Here is a 24,200-nt window from a genome sequence, read left to right as displayed (position 1 = left end):
CGCTCCTGGCGTAGAGGCGGTGTAATGGATCTCGCCGTCCCCCGTAGCGCTCGAAGCACAAAATGGCGCTCGGCACGCCGCCGCCTCAATCGCTGGGTCAGCCGGGTCGATCTCTATCCCAGGCTCGAGCTTGCGGTTGCTGGCTTGGTCATCCTGCTCGGTTTCGGCAGTTACGCGATCCTGAGCAGCGAACGCGCCCCAGCGTCGGGATTTTCGCCGCCGCTGGTGACGCTGCTACTGGTCGCAAACCTGCTGCCGCTGATGCTGCTGATCGTGCTGATTGCTCGACGACTGGCGATCCTGCTGGCAAACCGACGTCGAGGCATGGCCGGGGCTCGGCTGCATGTGCGCCTCGTCGGCCTGTTCGCCGCGATCGCCGCAGTTCCTACGTTGTTGGTTGTCGTGTTCGCCTCGCTGTTGTTCCAGTTCGGCGTACAATTCTGGTTCTCGGACCGGGCCAAGACCGTGCTCGATAATGCCGATCAGGTCGCGCAAGCGTATGTGAACGAGAACAAGCAGCGGATTGTCGAGGACATCAAGGTGATGGGCTCCGACGTCCGGGGCTATGCACGCGATTACGGCGTCGGCGCGCCGCTGTTTGCGGAGGGTTTGCGCTTCCAAGTCGTGGCGCGCAACTTGACGGAGGCGGCGGTCTTCGCGCCGGTGAAGGGCGGCGGCATCGCAATCTACGCGCGCGTCAACATGGATGCGCGTCCCTTGTCGGATCGGATCCAGTCACTCGACCTGGCGCGGGCCCGTACCGGCGAGGTCCGCGTCATTGCCAGTTCCGGCGACCGTGTAGAGGCGGTCGTACGCATTGATCCAGTTCTCGAACGCTATGTCTATGTCAGCCGCAAGGTCGATCCGCTGGTCTTGAAACAGGTCGCGCGAACACAAAATGCGCTCAGCGAATACAAGGCGTTGAGTGACCGCCGTCAGGCGCTGCAGTGGCGTTTCAACCTGTTGCTGATGATCGTTTCGCTACTTATCCTCGCAGCGGCGATCTGGTTCGCCTTGTGGCTTGCCAACCGTTTAGTCTCCCCGATCGCCCGGCTGGCGGACGCGGCCGAGCGGGTTGGCGCCGGTGATCTCGATGCCCGGGTGCCGGTGCGGGGCTCGCCTGACGAGATCGGCACCTTGGCACGAGCATTCAACCGGATGACCGGGCAGTTGAAGGCGCAGCAGAACGCGTTGGTCAATGCCAACGCTCAAGCCGATCGTCGCCGGCAATTCACCGATTCGGTACTCTCCGGAGTCTCCGCCGGGGTGCTGTCGATCGACAGCAAGGGCGTCATTCGCCTGTCCAATCACAGCGCCGCCGACCTGTTCGGCACGACCGAACAGGACCTCGTCGGTCGTTCGCTGGCCGAGGCGATTCCCGAACTCGCGACGTTGCTGGAGCAGGCAAGTTCGCAGGGCGTCGCTGCCGGTCAGGTCATCATCGCGCGCGGCATCGAGACCCAGACGTTGAGCGTACGGATCGCAGCCGAGACTAGCGGCGCACGTAGCTATGTGCTGACCTTCGACGACATCTCGGCCCAACTGGCCGACCAGCGCAGCGCCGCCTGGGCCGATGTGGCACGGCGCATCGCGCACGAGATCAAGAACCCGCTTACTCCGATCCAGCTCTCGGCCGAACGGCTCCAACGCAAATACGGTCGGCAGATTACCGAGGACCCGGAGACATTTGCGTCGCTCACCGGCACGATTGTCCGTCAGGTCGGCGACTTGCGCCGCATGGTCGACGAATTCTCATCATTCGCGCGGATGCCGAAACCAGTCTTCAAGCCGGAATCCCTGGCCGAGATCGTCAAGCAAGCGCTGTTCCTGCAGGAAGTTGCCTATCCCGCCATCCGGTTCGGCCTCGTGCTTCCCGCGCAACTGCCTGAGCTGGTCTGCGACCGCCGCCAGATGGCTCAAGCCTTGATGAACCTGATCAAGAACGCCGCGGAAGCCGTTGTTGCGAAGCAGGAATCAACTAAGGACGCGAGCTTCGTCGGTCATATCGCTCTGAGCATTGATGTCAGCGGCACCCGCGTCTTCGTCAAGGTCAGCGACAATGGTTGTGGGCTGCCGATCGAGTCACGCGACCGCCTGACCGAACCCTATGTCACGACCCGCGCGCGAGGAACCGGGCTGGGCCTCGCCATCGTCAAGAAGATTGTCGAGGAGCATGGCGGCTCGCTCGACCTTGGTGACGCGCCCGGCGGCGGGACTTTCGCCCGACTATGTTTCGACACCAGCGTCGTCCACGAAATTGGTGAACCACAGATTTCCCGGCCATTGTTGCTGGGCAAGGGGTCTTAATGGCGTTGGATATCCTGATCGTCGACGACGAGGCCGACATTCGCGAATTGGTCGCTGGCATCCTCGAGGACGAGGGCTACGGCACGCGCACTGCGGGCGACAGCGACTCAGCGCTGGCAGCAATTGCCGATCGCCGGCCCTCGTTGCTGGTGCTCGACATCTGGCTGCAGGGTTCGCGGCTGGATGGCATCGAGTTGCTTGAAGAGGTCAAGCGCCGCGACCCGACGCTGCCGGTGATCGTCATTTCCGGGCACGGTAACATCGAGACCGCAGTCTCGGCGATCAAGCGCGGTGCCTATGATTTCATCGAAAAGCCGTTCCAGGCAGACCAGTTGTTGCTGGTAATCGAGCGGGCGACGCAGACCGAGCGGCTGAAGCGTGAGAACGACGAACTGCGCGAGCGGGCCGGGGTCGAGACTGAGCTAACCGGCTCGTCGGCGATCATCAACAACGTCCGTGCCACCATCAAGCGGGTTGCCGCAACCGGCAGCCGGGTATTGATCACCGGTGCAGCAGGGTCGGGTAAGGAGATTGCGGCACGGCTGCTGCACCAATGGTCACCCCGTGCCAACGCGCCGTTTGTCGTGGTCAGCGCAGCGCGGATGACGCCCGAGCGTGTGGAGGAGGAACTGTTCGGGCAGGAGGAGGGCGGCCACCTCGTGCGTTCCGGGTTGTTCGAGCAGGCGCATGGCGGGACGCTGTTTCTTGATGACGTCGCCGACATGCCGATGCCTACCCAGGCCAAGATACTTCGCGTGCTTACCGAGCAGATCTTCCAACGCATCGGTGGCTCGCGCTGGGTAAAGGTCGATGTTCGGGTCATCAGCGCGACATCACGCGACCTCTCAAGCGAGATTACCGAAGGGCGGTTTCGTGAGGACCTCTACTACCGTCTCAACGTCGTGCCGGTGCGGCTGCCGTCGTTGACCGAGCGGCGAGAGGATATCGGCGAGCTGGTCCTGTATTTCCTGGCGCGATATGCAGCCGAGCGCCGGATCGCGGTACCGACGCTGAGCGACGATGCGGTCGCGGCGTTGCAGACCTACAATTGGCCGGGCAACGTCAGGCAGCTGCGCAATGTCGTGGAGCGCACGCTGATCCTGGCGCCGCCGGAGCGCACCGGACGGATCGACATCGACATGCTGCCCAGCGAGGTCACGAACGAGCCGTCGAAACTGGTGCCCGGGCAGGCGGTTCGCTCGATCATGGGTACGCCGCTGAGGGAAGCACGTGAAGCATTCGAGCGGGAGTATCTTCGGGCGCAGATCCGGCGGTTCTCCGGCAACATCTCGCGCACCGCGGCCTTCATCGGCATGGAGCGCTCCGCCTTGCATCGGAAGTTGAAAGCGCTCGGTGTCGGCGAGGGCGAGGAAGAGGCTGAGATCGTCGAGTGACGCTCGGCCTCAAAGCGACTGTCCTGCGGCCCAACCACTAGACCAGGCCCACTGGAAATTATAGCCGCCCAGCCAACCAGTTACATCGACTGCTTCGCCGATTAAATAAAGACCAGGAATCTTCGTCGCGGCCATGGTCTGCGACGATAGACCTTCGGTCCCGATGCCCCCTACCGTTACTTCTGCCTTGGCGAACCCTTCAGTGCCGTTCGGCCGAAATGGCCAGTCTGCAAGACGCGATTCCGCGGCTTGCAGCGCCCGGTCAGTGGTTGAAGCGAGATCGGCCGTCAGCCCGAGCCGTTCCGCAAGCGCCTCGGCGAGCCGGTCGGGCAGGGCGGTGGCCAGCGCACTGCGGATCGTCGAGCGCGGCCTCGACCTTTTCGCCTCGCGCAGCCAGCCGACTTCCAACCTTGGCAGGAAGTCGATGCCGACGGTCTCACCACCATGCCAATAGCTCGAAACCTGCAATATAGCCGGACCTGACAACCCTTTGTGGGTGAACAGTGCAGCCTCGTTAAAACTGGCTTTTCCACACCGCGCCGTCACTGGAGCCGCGACGCCCGCCAGTGAGCGAAACAGTGCCTCGTCGCCGCCAAGCGTCAGCGGGACGAGGGCGGGTCGTGGCTCGACCACTTTGAGGCCGAACCGTCGCGCGAGATCATAGGCGAAACCGGTCGCGCCGAGCTTCGGGATCGATGGTCCGCCAGTGGCAACTACCAGAGACTTGGCAATCGCGACATCGCTGCCGTAGCGAACCCGGAAGCGCCCGTCGGCATGATCGATCTCACCGAGCGCCGAGCCGAGCGCGATCTTCACTCCACCAACGGCGCACTCGTCGAGCAGCATCTCGACGACCTGCGACGCCGAGCCATCGCAGAATAATTGTCCAAGCGTTTTCTCGTGCCAGGCAATTCCGTGCCGCTCCACCAAGGCAAGGAAGTCTGAAGCGGTGTAGCGAGCCAAGGCAGACCGCGCAAAATGCGGGTTCCTGGACAGATAACGCTCTGGCGCCGTGTGAAGATTGGTGAAGTTGCATCGACCGCCACCCGAGATCAGAATTTTCTTGCCCGCCCGGTCGGCGTGATCGATGACCAGCACGCGGCGCCCGCGCTGTCCTGCGACGCCGGCGCACATCAGCCCTGCGCCACCGGCACCGAGGATGATCGCATCGAATTCTATGGGCGAAAGCGCGGACAAGTCCCGCCTATACCCTTGAGGATGAGCCGACGCCACGCTACGTTAGCGCTATCTTGCCACCTCCGGCGGGAAGCCGACGCCGGGCAACGGTGCGGGCGCGGGCCGATGTAGCCCGCCAAGAATGAAAAGGGCCGTGAAATGGCTGACAAGGCGAATTCTCTGCAGGACGTGTTTCTCAATACCGTCCGCAAGACCAAAACTCCGGTAACAATGTTTCTGGTCAACGGCGTCAAGCTCCAGGGCGTGATCACCTGGTTCGACAATTTCTCCGTGCTGCTGCGCCGCGATGGTCATTCGCAGCTGGTTTATAAGCACGCCATCTCGACCGTCATGCCTGCTGGCCCGATCCAGCTATTCGATGCCGAAAAGATCGATGACGACGACGGTGACGCTGCTTGAGCAGGGACGGGACGATCAAGGACGATCAGGGCCAGCCTGGCTTTGACACCGTCCGCGGTATCCGCTTCGGCGCCAAGGCTGTTGTTATCCTGCCGTACAAGGATGGGCAGGGTAAGGAATCGCGAGACCCGGAGGCACGCCTTGCCGAGGCGATCGGCTTGGCACAGGCGATTTACCTCAACGTCGTCCATTCGGAAGTCATTCGCATCCGCAAGGCTGCTGTCGGAACGCTGCTCGGCAAGGGCCAGATCGAGCGGATCACGGCTGCTATCGCCGCCACCGAAGCCGAAGTCGTCGTTATCGACGGCACGGTATCGCCGATCCAGCAGCGCAATCTGGAAAAGGCGTTCTCCTCCAAGGTCATCGACCGGACTGGCCTGATCCTCGAGATCTTCGGCGAGCGGGCCACGACTGCAGAAGGTACTCTGCAGGTCGAACTGGCGCATCTGAGCTATCAGGCCAGTCGCCTGGTGCGGTCATGGACTCACCTTGAGCGGCAGCGTGGCGGTTTCGGCTTCCTCGGTGGTCCCGGCGAGACACAGATCGAGGCGGATCGTCGGCAGATTCGTGATCGGATGGCACGGCTCAAGGACGATCTGGAAGGCGTCAAGCGTACTCGCGGGCTGCATCGCCTGCGTCGGCAAAAGGCGCCTTATCCCGTCGTCGCGCTGGTCGGTTATACCAATGCCGGCAAGTCGACGCTGTTCAACCGCCTTACGGGAGCAGAGGTCATGGCCGAGGACCTGCTGTTTGCGACGCTCGATCCAACGATGCGTGCGGTATCGCTGCCGGGCATCGAAAAGGTGATCTTGTCGGACACGGTGGGCTTCGTGTCGTCATTGCCGACACAGTTGGTCGCTGCATTCCGCGCAACCCTGGAAGAGGTGCTGGAGGCGGATGTCATCGTCCACGTCCGTGACATCGCTCATCCGGATTCGGCTGCGCAAAAGGGCGATGTCGAGAAAGTTCTCCGGGATCTGGGTGTTATCGACGGCGACAAGGTCATCCCGATCGTCACGGCGCTCAACAAGGTCGATCTGCTCGAGCCTGACCAGCGTGCGTCGTTGCTCGCCAGCATCGGGGATGATGAAGTAGCGATCTCGGCGGTGAGCGGGGAGGGCGTCGACACCTTGTCCGAATTGGTCGCGCGCACCCTGCAGGCGTCGACGCGGACCCATGCCATCCGGCTTAGTCAAGGCGACGGACGACGCGCTGCATGGCTTCACCAGCATGGCGAGGTCGTTGGCCGGCGCGACGAGGAGGACGCCGTGGTGCTTCAAGTCCGGATGCCCGACGAGGTCAAAGCCCGGTTCGACGCTCTATAGGTGTCAGCTTCTCTCGGCGGCCTTGGCATCGTCCCAAAGACGCTCCTTGGCCTCGAGATCAAGGCTCGGGAAGGCATCTCCGGCACTAGTCTCCATTGCCCTGAACCGGCGTTCGAACTTGGCGTTGGCGCTGCGTAGTGCGGTCTCGGGATCGATCTCGTGATGGCGCAACAGGTTGACGACGGCAAACAGCAGATCGCCTGCCTCCTCCGTCCTGTGATCGACAGAGTCGGCAGCATCGAATTCTGCAAGCTCCTCGATAATTTTATCGCGGGCGCCGGATGGGTCGGGCCAGTCGAAGCCGGTTCGCGCCGCACGGCGCTGCAGTTTGTCGGCTCGCATGAGCGCGGGGAGGGCGGTCGCGACGCCCGACAGCGCGCTGTCGCGAGGCTTTTCTCGTGCTTTCAGCGTCTCCCAAGTCAGTTTTTGCGTGACGGCGTCGACGTCCGCGACAGCGTCGGCAAAGACATGTGGGTGGCGACGCGTCATCTTGTCGACGATCGCGGCAACCACGTCGTTAAGCGCGAACAGCCCAGCCTCTTCGGCGATGCGCGAGTGGAAGACGACTTGCAGTAATAAGTCCCCGAGCTCGTCGCGCAGCTCAGTCATGTCGTTGTCAGCAATCGCCTGAGCAACTTCATACGCTTCTTCGATGGTATAGGGAGCAATCGTCGCGAAGCTTTGGGCTACGTCCCAAGGACAGCCGGTTTCCGGGTCGCGCAGGCGCGCCATAATGGCGACGAGCGGCTCGATCAAATCGGCGCGCGCCGCGTTATCCGGTACACCGAAGCCGGGGGAAGGTTGATGAAGGCGCCGCCGACCCGCTTGGCCTGGAGGTTGAGGCGATCGAGGATCTGGCGCTTGACCGGGCAGGAGGGGCCATAAGTGAACTGGTACATCGCACCGCCCTCGCGCAAATGCACAAAGCAGCCGTGGACGATCTGCATGACGACGCGCGGTGGCATTGCCAGGACCGGCAGGCCGCTGATTACGGCACCCGCCTTGTCGCCACCGAACAATATGGCTCGACCAAGCCGCGTCGCATCCATTTCCAGGACTGTCGCCAGCGGGTGACGACGGCGCAGCAGCACAGCGAAGCTCGTGCCTTTCTCGATCAACGCCAGCCGATCCTCAGGGACGCCATGCGCGAGAAGCGCATCGGTGAAGATCCCTGTGCCGGGGCCAAGTTCGATCACCGGCGCCGAAGAAGCATCGATGTCTCGCGTCATCATCTCGGCCAAGGCGCGGCCGGACGGCGCCACGGATGCGACGCGCAGCGGATTGCTCAGCCACTCCCGAAAGAATGTCGCATTGCCGGACCGCTCAACTGGTGGAGACAGGCTCACGAGATCCTCCATGCCAGTCAGCGAGGCTGACCGCTAGTGTGGAGTACGAGCGGACACCGCGATGCGTCACAAGGCCTAACGACTGTCATTCCGATAATATATATTATGTTAAATCATATGTGATGGTTTGACCGTCGTAACCCGGCTCCACTCCTGCCGGGAGCTCATCTGACAAGCTGCGATAGTCCATGCTGTTGTCCATGTGAGTCAGGATCGCTCGCTTGGGTGCAAAATGATCGATCCAGCTGAGGGTCTGCGACAGATGGCTATGTGTCGGATGCGGCGTTCGACGTAGCGCGTCGACGATCCACAGGTCGAGTGCCGTCAAGGCCAACGTCGATGCCTCAGGCAACGTCTTGACGTCGGTCGAGTAGACGACCGCCTTTTCCTTCCAGTCAAATCGATAGCCGATGCTATCGATCTTTCCGTGGTCCTGCAGAAAGTTGGTGATAACCAGTGGGCCGACGACCAGTCTCTCCGGCAGTTCGTGGGCAATTGCGGTAGCCGGGTAGCTGGACGTTCCTGCAAAGACGTAGCCGAAGCGGTCCTTCAACACTTGCCAGGTCGCGGCATCTGCATAGCAATCGACTGGCCTGCCCATATTGTGGAAAAGCTGGCGAAGGTCGTCGACACCGTGTGCGTGGTCGGCATGATCATGGGTGAAGAGCACGGCATCGACCTTCGCCACACCTGCATCGAGCAACTGCTCTCGCATGTCCGGGCCGGTGTCGACCAAGACGCGGTAGCCGTCGACCTCGACCAGGATCGAGCAGCGACGGCGCCGATTGCGCGGCTCGGCGGGGTCGCAGTCGCCCCAGTCATTGCCGATGCGCGGCACACCGGTCGACGTACCACAGCCGAGAATGGTGACCTTCACGCTGAACCTTTCAAGGCCGCTGCGCCTTGCTGAACAGGTTGAAGAAGTTATTCGTCGTGTCGGCAGCAATCGTCTCGACGCCCTGCCCGCGCAGCTTGGCTAGGAACGCCGCAGTTTGCGCCACGAACGCTGGCTCGCAAGGCCGACCGCGCATCGGAACAGGCGCTAAAAACGGTGAGTCGGTCTCGATCAACAACCGATCGGCGGGGATCGTCGCCGCCGTTGCCTGCAAGTCACGGGCATTCTTGAAGGTCAGTATTCCTGAGAGCGAGATGTAGAAGCCCAGTGCAAGTACCTGTTCGGCAAAGGCCTGGCTCGCCGTGAAACAGTGAATTACGCCGGTGAAGGTGCCCTGCTCCATTTCTTCGCCCAGGATAGCAGCAGTATCTTCCTCCGCGTCGCGGGTGTGGACGATGATCGGCAGGCTGGTGGCACGCGCTGCGGAAATATGGGCCCGGAAGCTGGCTCGCTGGCGGTCCCGGTCGCTGTGGTCATAGAAATAATCGAGTCCGGTTTCGCCGATGGCGATGACCTTGGGATGGTCGGCGGCTTCGATCAATCGGGCCGCGTCGATGTCGGGATGAGCGTCTGCCTCGTGCGGATGGATGCCTACGGATGCCCAGATGTCAGGATGGGCCGCGGCTAAGGCAATGACCTCAGACCATTCGCTCGCCCGGGTGCTGATGCCGAGCATTGTTCCGACCCCCGCGGCGCGAGCCCGGTCGATCACCCCCGCCTGATCCTCGCGGACGCCCGGGTAGTTGAGGTGGCAGTGGCTATCGACGAGCATTGTCATATCAAAGGCTTACGCATGTGAACCAGTGGCACGGCGACTGCGCCGTTTCTATCCTCGAAAGCTTCGACCGAGACATAGCCGCAGGCGAGATACAGCGGCAGGCCAGCCATCGTCGCAACCATCGTCGCCTCGCGGAAACCGGCGGCGCGAGCGGCATCTTCGCAAGCGGCAAGCATTAGGCGACCCAGCCCTCGGCGCACGAATGCCGGATCGGTGTACATGGCTCGGATCCGCGTCGGCTCGGTATCCGGGTCGAGGAGGCGTGCGCTGCGCCCTGGAGAATGATCGCCGCCATAGCTGGTCGCGCGCTTGCTCCACCCCCCGCAGGCAGCCATCGCTCCATCGAGATCGGCGACGAGGTAGGTGCCATCGTCGACCAGCTGTGTGTCGAGGCCCATCATCGTGGCGCTTGCGGCGACCTGCTCTGGCTCCAGGAACGGCGATTGAAGTTGCATGATGGCGCGCGTGATCATCGCCTGCAACGCCGGAAGGTCGGTTGGGGTGGCAACGCGGACTAGCATGCGACCATACGGTAGCTTGGCAGGCTCATTCTGCGTCGACCCAACGTGGAAAGACCCCCTGCGGCTCGGGAAGCTGCGTCCCCGCAGCGACGGGTGTGTCGAGCGCGGCAAATGTCCGCTCATCGGCAGCAACGCCGAGTTGATCGAGCAGGCGTGCCGCGGCAACCGGAATGACCGGCAGGACGAGAATTGCAATGCGCCGCGTCGCGTCCAGCGTCGTTGCCAGTACGGCAGCCATCGCAGCAGGATCGGTCTTGCGCAGAGTCCAGGGCGCGGCGTCGGCAAAATAGCCGTTTGCCTCGGACACCATCAACATCACGGCTTCGAGGCCGCGGTGCAGCAGCAGCTCGCGCATGTTGCTGAAGTAAGCTTCGGTCGTCGCGGCAAAGTTGGGGATGTCCCCCCTGCCCTCAGGCATGCGTCCGTCGCAGTTCTTTGCCACCATCGACAGCGCGCGCTGCGCCAGATTGCCGATACCGTTGGCAAGGTCGGCGTTAGTGCGCTCGACAATCGCCTCATGGCTATAGTTGCCGTCATCGCCGAAGGCGACATCGCGCAGCAGGAACCAGCGCAGGCGGTCGACACCCAAGCTGTCGGCAAGCGCCAGCGGATCGACGACGTTGCCGACAGACTTGGACATTTTCTCGCCGCGGTTGAGTACGAAGCCGTGGCCGAACACTGATTTCGGCACAGGCAGGCCGGCCGCCATCAGGAATGCGGGCCAATAGACTGCGTGGAAACGCACGACGTCCTTGCCGATGACGTGCAGGTCGGCAGGCCACCACTCGCCCTGCCCGTCTGCATCCAGATCGGCCGGAAAGCCCGCGCCGGTCAGGTAGTTGGTCAGCGCATCCATCCAGACGTACATGACGTGACCGGGCGAATCCGGGACCGGCACGCCCCAGTCGAAGCTGGTCCGCGACATCGACAGGTCCTTGAGCCCGCCGGCGACGAAGCTGCGCATCTCATTGCAACGACTGGTCGGGCGCACGAATTCGGGGTCGTCGTACAGGGCGAGCAGCCGGTCCTGGTACTTGGACAGCCGGAAAAACCAGCTCTCCTCGACGGTCCATTCGACAGGCGTTCCCTGGGGGGACAATTTCACCGGTGCGCCGGCGCTATCGAAGGCGGCGACCAGCTCGGTCTCGTCGTAATAGGCCTCGTCGCGAACCGAATACCAACCTTCGTAGCGGTCGAGATACATGTCACCGTTCGCCGCAATTCGCCGCCAAAGCTCCTGGCTCGCAGCATAATGGTCGGCGTCGGTGGTGCGGATGAAGCGGTCGTGCGAAATGCCGAAGGTGGCGACCAGTTGCTGGAACGCTTGAACGGTACCGTCGACATACTCCCGCGGTGCAATACCCGCGGCACGTGCGGCCTGGGCGATCTTCAGGCCATGCTCGTCGGTCCCGGTCAGGAACCGAACGTTGCGCCCGTCGAGCCGGTGGAAGCGCGCGATCGCATCGGTCGCGATCGCCTCATAGGCGTGACCCATATGCGGCGCGCCGTTCGGGTAAGCGATGGCCGTCGTTATATAGTAGTTCTGGGCGGGCTTCATGCCGACCCGTCTAGCGGTCATTCCGCAGTCGCTGCAACCAGCTTCACGGTCGGAGGAGCCCGCAGCCGGCGACGGGACGTTCGTCGCCGGTGTCGGACGGTCTCATTACGAGCGGGTCGCGGCGCTTGTAGCAGCCTTGGCGCAACGGAGTTCGGCACGGCGATCGACGATGTTGGTGGCGTTCACCGAGCAGACCGACCGGGCAGCGGCACGGATACGCGCGTCGAGCGTGGCGCGGCCAGCAGGCTTGGCAAGGTCGAGGTCGGCGTAGCTGACTGTCCGGGTGCGGACCTGGACATCCTGCGCCGATGCGGGCGCGACGGCGGCGAAAAGGAAGGTCGATGCAACGATGGCGGCACCTGTTGCGGCGACCAGAGTGCGGGTGAAAGAAGCGGTGGCGAACATGGTGGAGTTCCTCTGTCTGGGGCGGCGGCCGATCCGACGTCCCATGCCAGCTGCTTTGCAAACGGTGTGCCAACTGCGGTCGTTTACTAGGTCGCCAAACAATACAATGACTTAGCTTCAACCAACCGTATCGCGTCACTACCGCGCCGAACTGCCGCTCCTAACGAGTGGGAATTTTCACCAACACATCGTACTCTGGCAAGCGACTTGGCACAGCCTCAGTCGGCCAGCGTCGCGACGAGCATAGCCAGCTCGAAGCTGACCGCCTGCGGCTCGAGCGACAGCGGCACGGCCGATGCAGCCAGCTCGTTGGCTTTTTCCCACGCCGACAAGGCCCGTCCAAGACGCGCGCCGGTCCGCGTCCGCGCGGCCGTCGCGAGATATGACGGGGCCAGGTCGAGAAAGGCTTCGTACCGCGGCATCGCTGCTTTCAGCGACAGCGACCGTGCCAGCGCCAGCGCCCGCGCCGTCGCATCGCCACCCCGCGCGACCGCCAGACTGTCCAGATCGCGCTCCATCGCCTCGACGCCCGCCTCCGCCAACTGCAGTGCCCGGCCCGGTGCGCCGCCTGCGACCCGAGCCAGCGCCGCAACTTCGCCGGCCGACAGCTCCGGTCGAACATCGGACAGCACAATCGAAACCTCGGTTTCGCTCAACGGGTGAAAACGCAACGTCCGGCAGCGCGAGCGGATCGTCGGCAGCAGGCGCCCCGGCGAATGGCTCACGACCAGGAACAGCGTCCCCGTCGGCGGCTCCTCGAGGTTCTTGAGCAGCGCGTTGGCGGCATTGCGGTTCATGTCGTCGGCAGCATCCACGATGACAACGCGCCAGTCGCTCAGCGCCGGTGTGTTGCGGAACAGCGGCTGCAGAGCGCGGATTTCATCGACGCGGATGACGGTGCGAAGCTTGCCCTTGTCGTCGCTGGTGCGCTCCAGCACCCGGTAGTCGGGATGGCCACCCGCGGCGATGACGGGGATCGTCGGGTGCGTCGAGGGGACGTCGAGGGTGCTGTCGTCCACCGGCGGACCCGCGGCGCGAGCCAGCACCCAAGCTGCGGCAGCGCGGGCAAAGCTGCCTTTGCCGACGCCCGGCGGTCCGGCAAGCAGCCAGGCATGGTGGAAATTGCCCGAGACGAAAGCATCGCGGAACGCCGCGGATTGTTCGGCGTGCCCGACCAGCATGCCTCAGTCGTCGCCGGTGTCGGTTTCGCCGAGGTGCGCGGTTCCCGAGCCGGAGTTGCCGGCGAGCTCGCCAGGATTGCGTTCGAGTACCGTCTCGACCGCATCCATCGCCATGACTTCGCCCCAGATGCGGCTTGACACCGAGGCCGGGTCACCGTCGGCGTCGATCAGTCGGCAACGTCTCGGCTCGGCTGCGGCGAGATCGCGAAAGCCAAGGGAAACCCGCTGGTGGAAGTCTGCATCGTGTTGCTCGAACCGCCCTTCCCCACCGGCACGCGACGCGGCACGGCTGAGGCCGAGCTCGACCGGCAGATCCAGCACCAGCGTCAGGTCCGGCCAAAGGTCGGCTGCAGACAGATGATGTAGGCTGCGCAGCGAAGCATCGGACAGGCCCTTGCCTGCACCTTGATAGGCCATCGTCGAATCGGCGAAGCGGTCGCTGATCACCCATTTGCCGGCAGCCAGCGCCGGGCGGATCAGCCGCTCGACATGATCGGCGCGGCCAGCGTTGACCAACAGTGCTTCCGCCGCCGGGCTCCAGCGGTCGGTGCTGCCGGTGACCAGGAGCTCACGAATCGCTTCGGCACCTTCCGTGCCACCGGGCTCCCGAGTGGTGACGACTTCGATGCCGCGCTCGCGCAGCCGCTCGGCAAGCAAGGCGACCTGGGTCGACTTGCCGGAACCCTCGCCGCCTTCCAGCGTGATGAAGCGAGCCTGCCTCACTTGCGGAGGACGAGCGTCCTGAACGCCGAGCCGATGCGTCCGAAGAAGCCTGCGGTCCCGACGTCCTCGGCAGCGACCAGCGGCGTGCGCGTCACCGGCGTGCCGGGAACGCTGGCGACCAGCGTGCCGATTTCCTGCCCGCGCTTGATCGGCGCCTTGATCGGGCCGTCGTAGACGATCTTGACGACGCGCTGGCCACCGAAGCCACGCGGCACGGTGACCTTCAGGTCGATCGGCCCCATCAAGCCGACGCTATCGGCCGAGCCCATCCAGACCGGCGCCCGGTCGAGGACCTTGCCGGCGGGAGCGATAAGCTGCTGCGTCCAGGCGCGGAAACCCCACTCCATGAAGGCGACCGACTGCGAAATACGCTCGTTGAACGACGACAGGCCGGCGATGACCATGACCAGCCGGCGGCCGTCCTGCACGGCGGAACCGGTGAAACCATAGCCGGCTTCCTCGGTGTGGCCGGTCTTGAGCCCGTCGGCGCCGCTGACCTTGCCGAGCAGCGGGTTGCGGTTGGCCTGGACGATGGCGTCGCCTTTGCCCAGCGTCTTGCCCCAGGTAAACTGCTGGACCGGGTAGAACATTTTGTAGAGGCCCGGGAAGTCGTTGATCGTGCGCTCGGCGATGATCGCCAGGTCGCGCGGCGTGACGTGCTCGTTCGGGTCGGGCCAGCCGTTGGTGTTGGCGAACTGCGAGCCGGTCAGGCCGATCTTCTTGGCCATCGCGTTCATCAGCGCGACGTACTGCTCCTCCGTGCCCGCCAGACCTTCGCCCAGCACGACGCAGGCGTCGTTGCCCGACAGCGTGACGATGCCGTGCAGCAGGTCCTGGACGGTGACGTCCTCGTCGACCGACAGGAACATCGTCGACCCTTGCGAATGCCACTTCTTCCAGGTCTCCGGGCGGACGTGGATCTTCTGTGTCAGCTTCGCATCGCCGCGCTTGAGCATGTCGAACGCCACATAGACGCTCATCATCTTGGCCATCGACGCCGGCGGCATCTGGGTGTTCTCACCCTTGGCGAACAGCACGGCGCCGTTCGAGAGGTCCTTCATATAGGCATAGGGCGCCGGGGTGGTGAACACCGGCATCTGCTGCGCGAGCGCACCTGACGAAACCGAGAGAAGCGCGAAGGCGGCAAGAAAACGCATGGATCAGGGAGCTCCGGGTCGGGGGGTAACCAGTCGAGCGTCGGTGTAGCCCGCCGCCTGCACGCGCGCCAGTATCGGCGTTGCGGTTGTCGCATCGATATATGGCCCGATCCGCACCCGGGTCAGCCCGGACGGCAGGCGCTCGGTAACGACCGGACCGATCGGCGCGAGGAAGCCGCTCAGCCAGGCGGCGCGGCCCTGGTCGGACAATGCGGCCACCTGGACATATACGGTCCCGACCGAGGCACCGGGTATGGCGACCGTGGTAACCGGAACGTCGGGTGGCGGCGGTGAGTTGGGCACCGCGGCGGGGATCGTGATCTCGGGCGGCGAAACCTGTTGCGCCGGGAGAGGCACGGCAACGGGAGGGCGGACCGGCGGTGCTAGGCTCGCCATTACCGCTCCATCGGGAAACACACGGCGGACCCGGACATGCGCCGTGCCCGGGCGATCGACGCCGAGCAGCTGCGCCGACTTGCGTGACAGGTCGATGATCCGGCCATCGACGAACGGTCCGCGGTCGTTGATCCGCACTGTCAGCGTACGACCGTTGTCCAGGTTGCTGACCTCGACGAAGCTCGGCATCGGCAGCGTCTTGTGCGCCGCGGTGACGCCCTCCTGATCGTACGTCTCGCCGTTCGCCGTGCTGAGCCCGTGGAAAGTCGGCCCGTACCAGCTGGCAATCCCTGTCACGTCGTACGCGCGGTCGTCTGCGGGGTAATAGGTCTTGCCGAGCACGATGTACGGCTGCCCGATCTTGACTGCGGGGGCAGCAGGGCGCGCGACACCCGGCGGTGGCAGGTGCTTGCCAGGTCCCGCGCAGGCCGCCAGCATCAGCAGCGCTGGGACGACCCTACTTGAGCGCATCGCCGAGCAGCGCCACCGACAAAGCGTAGAAATTGGAGCAATTATAATCGAGCAGCGTGCGGTAGTTGCCAAAGGTCAGATACGCCGAGCCGCTTGGGCCATCCGGCTCGACCAACGTCGCCATCGTCGTGTCTGCCGGCCACGGGTTGCCGTCGGCACGCGTCATGCCGAGCTTGCGCCACTCGCCAAGCGTGATCCAGCGACTGTGCTTGCTCAGTACGCGTGTACACTCGCGCGGCTGGACCAGGTCCCGCACCTTGCTGCGATCGAAGTCGGCAGGCACCGCGACCTGAACGCCCCAGCCGATGCCACGTTGCCAGCCGTGCTTTCCCAGATAATTGGCGATCGAGGCGGCAACGTCGTCGTCGGACTCCCAGATGTCGGCGCGGCCATCGCCGTTGCCGTCGACGGCATATGCCACGAAAGAACTCGGCAGGAACTGCGGCTGGCCCATCGCCCCGGCCCAGGAGCCGCGCAGCTTGGCCGGGGATGCCATGCCGCGGTCGACGATGGTCAGGGCCGCCAGCAACTCGCGCGTAAACAGCTCCCGCCGCCGGCCGTCATAGGCGAGACTGGCGAGACTGCGGATTACATCGAAGTTGCCGGTTACCGCGCCGTAGCTCGACTCCATTCCCCAGATGCCAAGTATTATCGTGGCCGGAACGCCGGTCGACGCCTCGATTTCAGCCAACTTTGCGGCGTTCCGCTCGCGGGCCGACCGGCCCCGGCCCTCGCGCACCGGCTCCAGCCGCCGGGCGAGGTAATCGCTGAACAGCGTCACGCCCGAGCCGTTGTCGTCCGGCTGCCCACGGTCGAGCTCGACGACCCGCGGCGAATACTGCACGCCGGCCAGCGCCGCATCCAGGGTCTCGGTGCGAATGCCCTGCCCCTGGGCCTGCGCCCGGAAGGTCGACAGCCAGCCTTGGAAGCCGGTCTCGGCGGGGCTGCTCGTACTGCTTTCACCGGCCACCGGCACGACAGATTCGTCGGGCAGCGGATCGGGGCGCAACACCTGCGCACCCGCGGTTGCGGCGATCGAGGAGGCGACGAAAAAGGCGAGAACTGAACGATACACCGGCGCCTAGTGGCACAATGACACCCTTGCGGCCAACCCCGGTCTTGCACGCTGGACCACAATCGCCGAAATGGCGCCGACGGAGAGGTGGCCGAGTGGTCTATGGCAACGGTCTTGAAAACCGTCGTGGGGGTGACCTCACCGTGGGTTCGAATCCCACCCTCTCCGCCAACGCCCTCATTGTTACACTGATACGACACTGCGTTGCCGATGGCCGGAGCGCTCGCTAAGGTGACGGCGGTCAACGGCGAATCTGGAAAATGCCCTGTCTGTCGTAGTCGCGCTAAACCATGTCACGGCCTACCGGTACGACGAGCTGGCGATGCTTGGGCCGCACATCGTGCGCTTACGCCCTGCCCCGCATACGCGCACCCGGATCACCAGCTATTCGCTGAAGGTCACGCCCGCCAACCACTTCATCAACTGGCAGCAGGACCCGCACGGCAACTGGTTGGCCCGCATCGTCTTCCCTGAGCCGACGCACGAGCTGAGCATCACCGTCGACCTTGCCGCCGAGATGGTGGTCGTTAATCCGTTCGACTTCTTCGTCGAGCCCTATGCCTCGACGCTGCCGTTCGAATACCCGGCGCAGCTGGCACAGGACTTGTCGCCCTATCTCGCGGTCGACGACGACGGCCCCGGTCTCGAAGCCCTGTACGAGCGCCTGCGCCCCCGCGACGAAGGCACCGTCGACTTCATCGTCGGCGTCAACGCAGAGATCGCACGCACCGTCGGCTACACCGTCCGCATGGAAGCCGGGGTGCAGACCCCCGACGAGACGCTGGCACTCGCCCTCGGATCGTGCCGCGATTCCGGGTGGTTGCTGGTCCAGCTGTTCCGCCGCATGGGCCTCGCGGCGCGCTTCGTCTCCGGCTACCTGCTCCAGCTGCGGCCCGACATCGACGCGGTCGATGGCCCGGTCGGCGCGCGCACCGACTTCACCGACCTGCACGCTTGGGCCGAAGTCTATATTCCCGGTGCCGGCTGGATTGGCCTCGACGCGACCTCTGGGCTGTTGTGCGGCGAGGGTCATATCCCGCTCGCCGCGTCGCCGCATTACCGTTCGGCCGCTGCAATCACCGGCGGCTCCAGCCATCCGGCCGACCATTTCGACTTCTCGATGTCGGTCGAGCGGCTGGTCGAGCCGATCCGCATCACGCGGCCGTTCGAGGACGTCGACTGGCAGGCGCTCGACGCCGTCGGCGAGCAGGTCGAGGCCGATCTCCAGTCGCAGGACGTCCGCCTGACCATGGGCGGCGAGCCGACCTTCGTCTCGATCGACGATTTCGAAGCGGCGGAATGGACGATCGACGCCTCGGGCCCAACCAAGCCGGTGCTGGCCGAGCAGCTGATCCGCCGGCTGCGCGACCGCTTCGGCATCGGCGGCATGCTCCACTTCGGCCAGGGCAAATGGTATCCGGGCGAGCCGCTGCCGCGCTGGGCGCTGGGACTGTACTGGCGTCGCGACGGCCTGCCGGTCTGGCCAAGCGGGCTCGTCACCGACGACCTGCGGACCGAAGTTGCGCCGTCGGCGACAATTGACGATGCCGAGGCGCTGATTGGTCGGCTGGCGGCACGGCTTGGGCTCGACGCCTCGTTCGTCATCCCGGCGCGGGAGGATGCGCTGCATTACATCAAGGCCGAAGGCGACCTGCCCGCGAACATCGAGCTCGACTCAATCACAGTCGACGATCTGCAGGCTCGCACTCGTCTGCGTCGCGTCATGCAGGGCGGCTTATCGAAGACCGTCGGCTATGTCCTGCCGATCCGCCGGCCGTTCGGACGACACGAAGGCAGTGCCTGGTTGAGCGAGGCCTGGACCTTCACGCGCGAGGGCCTGTTCGTCATTCCAGGCGACTCCCCGCTGGGATTGCGGCTGCCACTCGACACCCTGCCGGTTCTCGCGGACGAGGATTACCCGCATATCGTGCCGCTCGATCCCTACGCCGAGCGTGGCCCCCTGCCTGACTTCGCCGATCTACAGCCCGCAGTGCCAAGCAAGAAGCGCAAAGCGGCAACCCCGCCGCTGGTGCGCACTGCGCTGAGCGTCGAGCCACGCGACGGTTGGCTGTACGTCTTCATGCCGCCGGTTTCGAAGCTGGAGGATTACCTCGAACTCGTTGCGCATCTCGCGGCCGCCGCCGATGGCCTGCCGCTCCGTATCGAGGGTTATCCGCCCCCCGACGACGCCCGCATCGGCGTGCTCAAGGTCACCCCAGACCCCGGCGTCATCGAGGTCAATGTCCAGCCCGCTGCAAACTGGCGCGAGGCGGTGGATATCACCAACGGTGTCTACGAGGACGCGCGCGCTATCCGGCTCGGCGCCGACAAGTTCATGACCGATGGCCGCCACGCCGGCACCGGCGGGGGCGCCCATGTCGTCGTCGGCGGGGCCAGCCCGACGGATTCGCCGTTCCTGCGCCGCCCCGATGTCCTGAAAAGCCTGTTGATCTATTGGCAGCGCCATCCGTCGCTGTCGTACCTGTTCGCCGGGCTGTTTGTCGGCCCGACCAGCCAGGCACCGCGCATCGACGAGGCGCGGCACGACGCGCTGTACGAGCTGGAGATCGCGCTCAGCATGATCCCCGGCCCCAAGGCCAAGCGCCCCGCCCCGTGGCTGGTCGACCGACTATTGCGCAACCTGCTGACCGACATCAGCGGCAATACGCACCGCACCGAAATCTGCATCGACAAGCTCTATTCGCCCGATGGTCCGACCGGGCGCCTCGGGCTGGTCGAGTTCCGTAGTTTCGAGATGCCGCCGGATGCGCGGATGAGCCTGGCACAGCAGTTGCTGATCCGCGCGCTTATCGCTTGGTTCTGGCGCAACCCGCAGGATGGGCCGCTGGTGCGCTGGGGCACGGCGCTGCACGATCGTTTCATGCTGCCGCATTTCGTCTGGAGCGACTTCAAGGACGTGCTGGCCGACTTGAACGACGCCGGCTATGACTTTGATAGTAATTGGTACGAGGCGCAGCTGGCGTTCCGCTTTCCGGTGCATGGTCGCGTCCAGTACGGTCCGGTGTCGTTGGAACTTCGCCACGCACTGGAGCCATGGCATGTCATGGGAGAGGAAGGCGGCAGCGGCGGCATGGTGCGTTTCGTCGACTCCTCGGTCGAGCGGCTGCAGGTCGAGGTCGAGGGCTTCAACCCCGAGCGGCACATCATCACCTGCAACGGTCGCGTGTTGCCGATGAACCCGACCGGCCAATCGCTCGGCGCGATCGCCGGCGTGCGCTATAAGGCGTGGAAGCTGCGCAGCGGGCTGCATCCGACGCGCGAAGTCGATGCGCCGCTGACCTTCGATATCTTCGACAGGGTTCACAACCGCTCAATCGGCGGCTGCGTCTATCACGTCACCCACCCGGGCGGCCGAAACTACGAGACCTTCCCGGTCAACGCCTATGAGGCGCAGGCGCGGCGCAAGGCACGCTTCCAGGAGCATGGCCATACGCCCGGCATCATCCGCCCACCGCTGCCCGAGCGCACCGGCGAGTTTCCGCTGACCCTCGACCTGCGCCGCCCGCGTGGCCGTTGAGACGCTGAGCCCACCGCGGCAGCAGGCGGACCTGGAGCCGGAGGCGGCGAACCGGCTGTCGACCTGGCTGCGCGACTATCGGCCCCTGTCCGGCGTGCCGGACGAGTTATTCGACGTCATGCGTCGGCCGCGCGCCGACTGGCTCAACTTCCTGGCGGGTTTCGCCGAGTATTCGGACAGCGATTCGCGGAGCCGCTTCAACCTGGCGACGCGTCACATCCGCGATACCGGCGTGTCATACCGGATATACGGCGAGGAGAACGAGCGGAGCTGGCCGCTGAATCCGCTGCCGCTGATACTGGGGCACCGCGAATGGGCGCAGATCGCTGCCGGGGTCGAGCAGCGTGCGACGCTGATCGAGGCGGTGCTGCAGGACATCTACGGCGCCGGAAAACTGATCGAAAGCGGCGCCCTGCCCGCCGCCGCGCTGACCGGAAGCATGGATTTCATTCGCGCCATGCGAGGCGTGAAGCCGCCGGGCGGCCGTCACATGCCGCTCTATGCCGCCGACCTGGGACGCGGCCCCGATGGGCGCTGGTGGGTACTCGACGACCGGACGCAAGCGCCGTCGGGTGCCGGGTACGCGCTCGAAAACCGGCTGGTCCTGTCGCGCGCCTATCCGTCGCTTTACAACGCCATGAACGTCCAGCGCCTGGCGCCGTTCTTCGACGGGCTGCGCAAGGGGCTCGCAGCGAGTGCCAGCCGCAGTGATCCGCGGATTTGCCTGCTGACGCCCGGCCCGTTCAGCGAAACCTATTTCGAGCAGGCGCATCTGGCGCGTTACCTTGGCTTCCTGCTGGTCGAAGGCGACGATCTCGTGGCGCGCGACGGCAAGGTCTATGTCCGCACCATCGCCGGCCTGAAGCGCGCCGACGTCATCCTGCGCCGTGTCGACGCCGACTTCATCGACCCGCTAGAACTGAATGGTTCCTCGCATCTTGGCACGCCGGGCCTGCTGGAGGCGATCCGCGCCGGTGGCGTGGCAATGGTCAACATGCCCGGCACTGGTGTGATGGAATCAAAGGCGCTGCTGGGCTTCATGCCAAAGCTGTGCCGGCTGGTGCTGGGCGAAGAGGCGAAGCTGCCCAACGTCGCGACCTGGTGGTGCGGCCAGCCAGCTCAACAGGAACGCGTCGAGAATACCTTCGACGACCTGGTCGTCGGGCCGGCCTTCGCCGGGGTCGCAGGCTACGGCGAAAGGTCGAAGGCACGGCTCGTCGCCGATCTGTCCGGCGACGAGCGCGCCCTGCTCCGCTCCCGGCTTCGCGACCGACCCGGCGACTATGTCGGTCAGGAGGTGGTGCGGCTGTCGACCATGCCGGTACTCCGCGACAACCGGCTGGAGGCGGCACCCTTCGTGCTCCGCGTCTATGCCGCCTGGACGCCCGACGGCTTCAAGATCATGCCCGGCGGCTTCTGCCGGACCTCTGAACGCCGCGATGCGCGCGCCGTGTCGATGGACGCCGACGCTCGCACCGCCGATGTCTGGGTGATCGACGACCAACCCGTCGAGCGCATCACGCTGCTGGCCAGCAAGGACGAGGTCAAGGTCCGCCGCATCCTCGGCCACCTGCCGAGCCGGGCGGCCGACAATTTGTTCTGGCTCGGCCGCTATATCGAGCGCGCCGAGGCGACGCTGCGCCTGGTTCGCAGCCTGTGTACCAGCCTCATGGTCTCGGAGACCGCGATTCACGGCAGCGGCGAGACGCTGGCCGGGTTGCAGCAATTGCTGATCGACTGGGGCGCGCTGAGCGAGGACGCGCTCGGCAGCGGTCCGCTCGATGCGGCACGCGACGCGCTGCGTGACCAGAAGGCCTATGGCTCGGTGATCTACCTGGTACGCGGCGCCCGGCGAACCGCGGCCAGCATGCGCGAACGCCTGTCCGCCGACTTCTGGGCGCTGCTCGTCGATCTCGAAACCAGGCTGGCAGCGACCGATCATGCTCCGCATTCCGAGGCCGAGGCACTGCAACAGGTCGAGAGCGCGCTGCAGATCCTCGCCGCCCTCTCCGGCCTCGCGCAGGAAAACATGAACCGTGTCGCCGGGTGGCGCTTCCTCGACATGGGTCGGCGGGTCGAGCGCGGCATCAATGCCTGCCGTCTCGCGCGGACCTTCGCACACGACGAGTCGACGACCGACGATCTCGACCTGTTGCTCGATCTCGCGGACAGCCAGATCACCTACCGCGCCCGCTATCTCGTCGGACTGGCGCTGGTGCCGGTGCGCGACATGGTCATCCTGGATTGCTTCAACACGCGTTCGCTGGCGTTCCAGGTCGACACGCTGAAAGACCATCTCAAGGGACTGCCGTCGCTGCTCGCCGACGGCCTGATGGAGGAGCCGGACCGCATTCTCCTGCGCCTGTGCACCGAAGTCGAAACCAGCGAGGCCGCGAACCTGACGGTCGAGCAGATCACCGGCTTCGAGCAAACCCTGATGCGACTGTCGGGGGCGATAGCCGACCGCTATTTCCTGCAGGGCAGCAAGGCTGTTCCGACGATCAAGCTGGCGGGCATGGGATGATCTACGAGATCGGCCACCGCACGACCTATACCTATGAAAAGCCGGTCAGCTTTGCGCGTTGCGTACTGCGCCTGACGCCGACGACGGCGGGGCTCCAGTCGCTGCTGGAGAGCAAGGTCACCGTCACGCCGGAACCGTCGAGCACGCTCCACGGCCGCGGCGCGTTTGGCGAGGCGACCCAGACCATCATCATCGATCGCCCGCACGAGAAGCTGATCATCGAGGCGAAATCGCGGGTCGACGTCCGCACCAGCGTCCAGCTCGGCCTGCACGACAGCGTCCCCTGGGAGGCCGTCCGCGCTTCGGCCAATGCCAGTCGCAGCCTGGCAGCGGACAGCCCCGCCAGCTTCCTGTACCCGACGCGGCGGACGCCGATCATCGCGGCAATCACCGACTACGCCCGCGTCAGCTTCACGCCCGGCCGCCCGGTCTCCGATGCCGCGGCCGAGTTGATGACCCGCATCCGCAACGACTTCGTCTATGACCCAAGCGCCACGACGGTTTCGACACCGGCGCTGGAGGCGTTCGAGGCCCGCCATGGTGTCTGCCAGGATTTCGCCCACATCATGATCTGCGGCGTCCGTGGGCTCGGACTGCCGGCCGCCTATGTCAGCGGCTATCTGCGCACCTCGCCGCCGCCGGGCCGGCCTCGCCTTGAAGGCGCCGATGCGACCCATGCCTGGGTCTCGATCTGGTGCGGCAACGACCAGGGCTGGATCGGTTTCGACCCGACCAACGCCGTGCTGGCGCAGACCAGCCACATCGTGCTGGCGAACGGTCGGGATTATTCCGACGTCGCGCCGATCGACGGCATCATCCTCGCCCCCGGCGCCCAGACTCTGAAGGTCGAGGTCAATGTCGTGCCGGAGGATGAGATCATCGCCGCTGCGGCTGCCGCCCGCGTACCGGCGATGGCCAAGTTTTAACTCGGCAGCGACGTGCAGCAGCCAGCCGTCACATATCTCGTGCTAGCAGGAAGATGTGAACTGCATCGACCAGCTTATGTCGGC

19 protein-coding genes, 1 tRNA gene and 1 pseudogene are annotated in these 24,200 nt (G+C 64.9%); 8 read left to right on the top strand and 13 right to left on the bottom strand.

The features are described 5' to 3' along the window. The first annotated feature begins 24 nt into the window (after nt 1-24). Both ACOFKW_RS14020 and ACOFKW_RS14015 read left to right on the top strand, forming a co-directional pair. A complete protein-coding gene (locus ACOFKW_RS14020) occupies nt 25-2,307 on the top strand; it encodes an ATP-binding protein (RefSeq protein ID WP_419814752.1) in 2,283 nt (760 codons plus the stop codon). Then, on the top strand, nt 2,307-3,701 hold the full coding sequence (locus tag ACOFKW_RS14015) for a sigma-54-dependent transcriptional regulator (protein WP_419814751.1): 1,395 nt from the start codon (nt 2,307-2,309) through the stop codon (nt 3,699-3,701). The genes ACOFKW_RS14020 and ACOFKW_RS14015 overlap by 1 nt, the downstream gene beginning before the upstream one ends. Nucleotides 3,702-3,710: 9 nt before the next feature. On the opposite strand, the gene ACOFKW_RS14010 is transcribed toward ACOFKW_RS14015, so the two are convergent. After that, nucleotides 3,711-4,835 carry an NAD(P)/FAD-dependent oxidoreductase gene (locus ACOFKW_RS14010; RefSeq protein ID WP_419816956.1) on the bottom strand — a complete coding sequence of 375 codons (1,125 nt, stop codon included), beginning with the start codon at nt 4,833-4,835 and terminating at the stop codon, nt 3,711-3,713. A gap of 201 nt (nt 4,836-5,036) precedes the next feature. Between ACOFKW_RS14010 and hfq the strand changes: the two are divergent. Continuing rightward, nucleotides 5,037-5,285: pseudogene (gene hfq / locus ACOFKW_RS14005) on the top strand (RNA chaperone Hfq); the annotation flags it as partial. Between the two features lie 8 nt (nt 5,286-5,293). Next, a complete protein-coding gene (hflX, locus tag ACOFKW_RS14000; RefSeq protein WP_419814750.1) occupies nt 5,294-6,622 on the top strand; it encodes a GTPase HflX in 1,329 nt (442 codons plus the stop codon). Between the two features lie 3 nt (nt 6,623-6,625). On the opposite strand, the gene mazG is transcribed toward hflX, so the two are convergent. From mazG to ACOFKW_RS13940, 12 genes are all read right to left on the bottom strand, one after another. Next, the gene (gene mazG, locus ACOFKW_RS13995; RefSeq protein ID WP_419816955.1) at nt 6,626-7,354 is read right to left on the bottom strand and encodes a nucleoside triphosphate pyrophosphohydrolase; all 729 of its coding nucleotides are present in this window, start codon (nt 7,352-7,354) and stop codon (nt 6,626-6,628) included. Nucleotides 7,355-7,374: 20 nt separating this feature from the next. Then, complete coding sequence (locus tag ACOFKW_RS13990) at nt 7,375-7,968, bottom strand: class I SAM-dependent methyltransferase (protein ID WP_419814749.1); 594 nt, start codon at nt 7,966-7,968, stop codon at nt 7,375-7,377. 103 nt (nt 7,969-8,071) lie between these two features. Continuing rightward, nucleotides 8,072-8,845, bottom strand: coding sequence for an MBL fold metallo-hydrolase (locus tag ACOFKW_RS13985; protein WP_419814748.1), 774 nt, complete (start codon nt 8,843-8,845; stop codon nt 8,072-8,074). 10 nt (nt 8,846-8,855) lie between these two features. Then, the gene (locus ACOFKW_RS13980) at nt 8,856-9,635 is read right to left on the bottom strand and encodes a TatD family hydrolase (protein WP_419816954.1); all 780 of its coding nucleotides are present in this window, start codon (nt 9,633-9,635) and stop codon (nt 8,856-8,858) included. A gap of 2 nt (nt 9,636-9,637) precedes the next feature. Beyond that, nucleotides 9,638-10,162: a GNAT family N-acetyltransferase gene (locus tag ACOFKW_RS13975; protein ID WP_419814747.1), complete on the bottom strand. Its 525-nt coding sequence runs from the start codon at nt 10,160-10,162 to the stop codon at nt 9,638-9,640. Nucleotides 10,163-10,187: 25 nt separating this feature from the next. Beyond that, entirely contained in the window at nt 10,188-11,720 is a 1,533-nt protein-coding gene (metG, locus tag ACOFKW_RS13970) for a methionine--tRNA ligase (RefSeq protein WP_419814746.1), read from the bottom strand. 105 nt (nt 11,721-11,825) lie between these two features. Continuing rightward, on the bottom strand, nt 11,826-12,125 hold the full coding sequence (locus ACOFKW_RS13965) for a UrcA family protein (RefSeq protein ID WP_419814745.1): 300 nt from the start codon (nt 12,123-12,125) through the stop codon (nt 11,826-11,828). A gap of 218 nt (nt 12,126-12,343) precedes the next feature. Next, nucleotides 12,344-13,306 carry a DNA polymerase III subunit delta' gene (locus tag ACOFKW_RS13960; protein ID WP_419814744.1) on the bottom strand — a complete coding sequence of 321 codons (963 nt, stop codon included), beginning with the start codon at nt 13,304-13,306 and terminating at the stop codon, nt 12,344-12,346. 3 nt (nt 13,307-13,309) lie between these two features. Then, nucleotides 13,310-14,029, bottom strand: coding sequence for a dTMP kinase (tmk, locus tag ACOFKW_RS13955; RefSeq protein ID WP_419814743.1), 720 nt, complete (start codon nt 14,027-14,029; stop codon nt 13,310-13,312). Beyond that, a complete protein-coding gene (locus tag ACOFKW_RS13950; RefSeq protein ID WP_419814742.1) occupies nt 14,026-15,186 on the bottom strand; it encodes a D-alanyl-D-alanine carboxypeptidase family protein in 1,161 nt (386 codons plus the stop codon). Before ACOFKW_RS13950 ends, tmk begins: the two co-directional genes overlap by 4 nt. 3 nt (nt 15,187-15,189) lie before the next feature. After that, nucleotides 15,190-16,053, bottom strand: a complete 864-nt coding sequence (locus tag ACOFKW_RS13945) for a septal ring lytic transglycosylase RlpA family protein (protein ID WP_419814741.1) — start codon at nt 16,051-16,053, stop codon at nt 15,190-15,192. Then, complete coding sequence (locus ACOFKW_RS13940) at nt 16,040-17,128, bottom strand: lytic murein transglycosylase (protein WP_419814740.1); 1,089 nt, start codon at nt 17,126-17,128, stop codon at nt 16,040-16,042. The genes ACOFKW_RS13945 and ACOFKW_RS13940 overlap by 14 nt, the downstream gene beginning before the upstream one ends. Before the next feature lie 81 nt (nt 17,129-17,209). Between ACOFKW_RS13940 and ACOFKW_RS13935 the strand changes: the two genes are divergently transcribed. The 4 genes from ACOFKW_RS13935 (at nt 17,210) to ACOFKW_RS13920 (ending at nt 24,116) form a co-directional block, all read left to right on the top strand. Next, nucleotides 17,210-17,299: transfer RNA gene (locus ACOFKW_RS13935), tRNA-Ser, on the top strand. Nucleotides 17,300-17,393: 94 nt separating this feature from the next. Then, a complete protein-coding gene (locus tag ACOFKW_RS13930; RefSeq protein ID WP_419816953.1) occupies nt 17,394-20,666 on the top strand; it encodes a DUF2126 domain-containing protein in 3,273 nt (1,090 codons plus the stop codon). Next, nucleotides 20,656-23,190, top strand: coding sequence for a circularly permuted type 2 ATP-grasp protein (locus ACOFKW_RS13925; RefSeq protein ID WP_419814739.1), 2,535 nt, complete (start codon nt 20,656-20,658; stop codon nt 23,188-23,190). The genes ACOFKW_RS13930 and ACOFKW_RS13925 overlap by 11 nt, the downstream gene beginning before the upstream one ends. Then, nucleotides 23,187-24,116: a transglutaminase family protein gene (locus tag ACOFKW_RS13920; RefSeq protein WP_419814738.1), complete on the top strand. Its 930-nt coding sequence runs from the start codon at nt 23,187-23,189 to the stop codon at nt 24,114-24,116. Before ACOFKW_RS13925 ends, ACOFKW_RS13920 begins: the two co-directional genes overlap by 4 nt. Nucleotides 24,117-24,200 lie beyond the last annotated feature (84 nt).

Origin of the sequence: Glacieibacterium sp. (assembly GCF_965200405.1) — a bacterium.
Taxonomy (GTDB): Bacteria; Pseudomonadota; Alphaproteobacteria; order Sphingomonadales; family Sphingomonadaceae; genus Glacieibacterium.
The sequence above is the reverse complement of the archived record's forward strand: the minus strand, read 5'-3'. Positions and strand labels throughout refer to the sequence as shown.

What these genes read in the sequence shown, in the direction of transcription:
- ACOFKW_RS14020 (WP_419814752.1), top strand. Translation starts at nt 25, where the DNA reads ATGGATCTCGCCGTCCCCCGTAGCGCTCGAAGCACAAAATGGCGCTCG.
- ACOFKW_RS13960 (WP_419814744.1), bottom strand. Translation starts at nt 13,306, where the DNA reads ATGCTGGTCGGGCACGCCGAACAATCCGCGGCGTTCCGCGATGCTTTC.
- ACOFKW_RS13950 (WP_419814742.1), bottom strand. Translation starts at nt 15,186, where the DNA reads ATGCGTTTTCTTGCCGCCTTCGCGCTTCTCTCGGTTTCGTCAGGTGCG.
- ACOFKW_RS14010 (WP_419816956.1), bottom strand. Translation starts at nt 4,835, where the DNA reads ATGTGCGCCGGCGTCGCAGGACAGCGCGGGCGCCGCGTGCTGGTCATC.
- ACOFKW_RS13980 (WP_419816954.1), bottom strand. Translation starts at nt 9,635, where the DNA reads ATGCTCGTCGATAGCCACTGCCACCTCAACTACCCGGGCGTCCGCGAG.
- ACOFKW_RS14015 (WP_419814751.1), top strand. Translation starts at nt 2,307, where the DNA reads ATGGCGTTGGATATCCTGATCGTCGACGACGAGGCCGACATTCGCGAA.
- ACOFKW_RS13975 (WP_419814747.1), bottom strand. Translation starts at nt 10,162, where the DNA reads ATGCTAGTCCGCGTTGCCACCCCAACCGACCTTCCGGCGTTGCAGGCG.
- ACOFKW_RS13945 (WP_419814741.1), bottom strand. Translation starts at nt 16,053, where the DNA reads ATGCGCTCAAGTAGGGTCGTCCCAGCGCTGCTGATGCTGGCGGCCTGC.
- mazG (WP_419816955.1), bottom strand. Translation starts at nt 7,354, where the DNA reads ATGGCGCGCCTGCGCGACCCGGAAACCGGCTGTCCTTGGGACGTAGCC.
- ACOFKW_RS13920 (WP_419814738.1), top strand. Translation starts at nt 23,187, where the DNA reads ATGATCTACGAGATCGGCCACCGCACGACCTATACCTATGAAAAGCCG.
- ACOFKW_RS13965 (WP_419814745.1), bottom strand. Translation starts at nt 12,125, where the DNA reads ATGTTCGCCACCGCTTCTTTCACCCGCACTCTGGTCGCCGCAACAGGT.
- metG (WP_419814746.1), bottom strand. Translation starts at nt 11,720, where the DNA reads ATGAAGCCCGCCCAGAACTACTATATAACGACGGCCATCGCTTACCCG.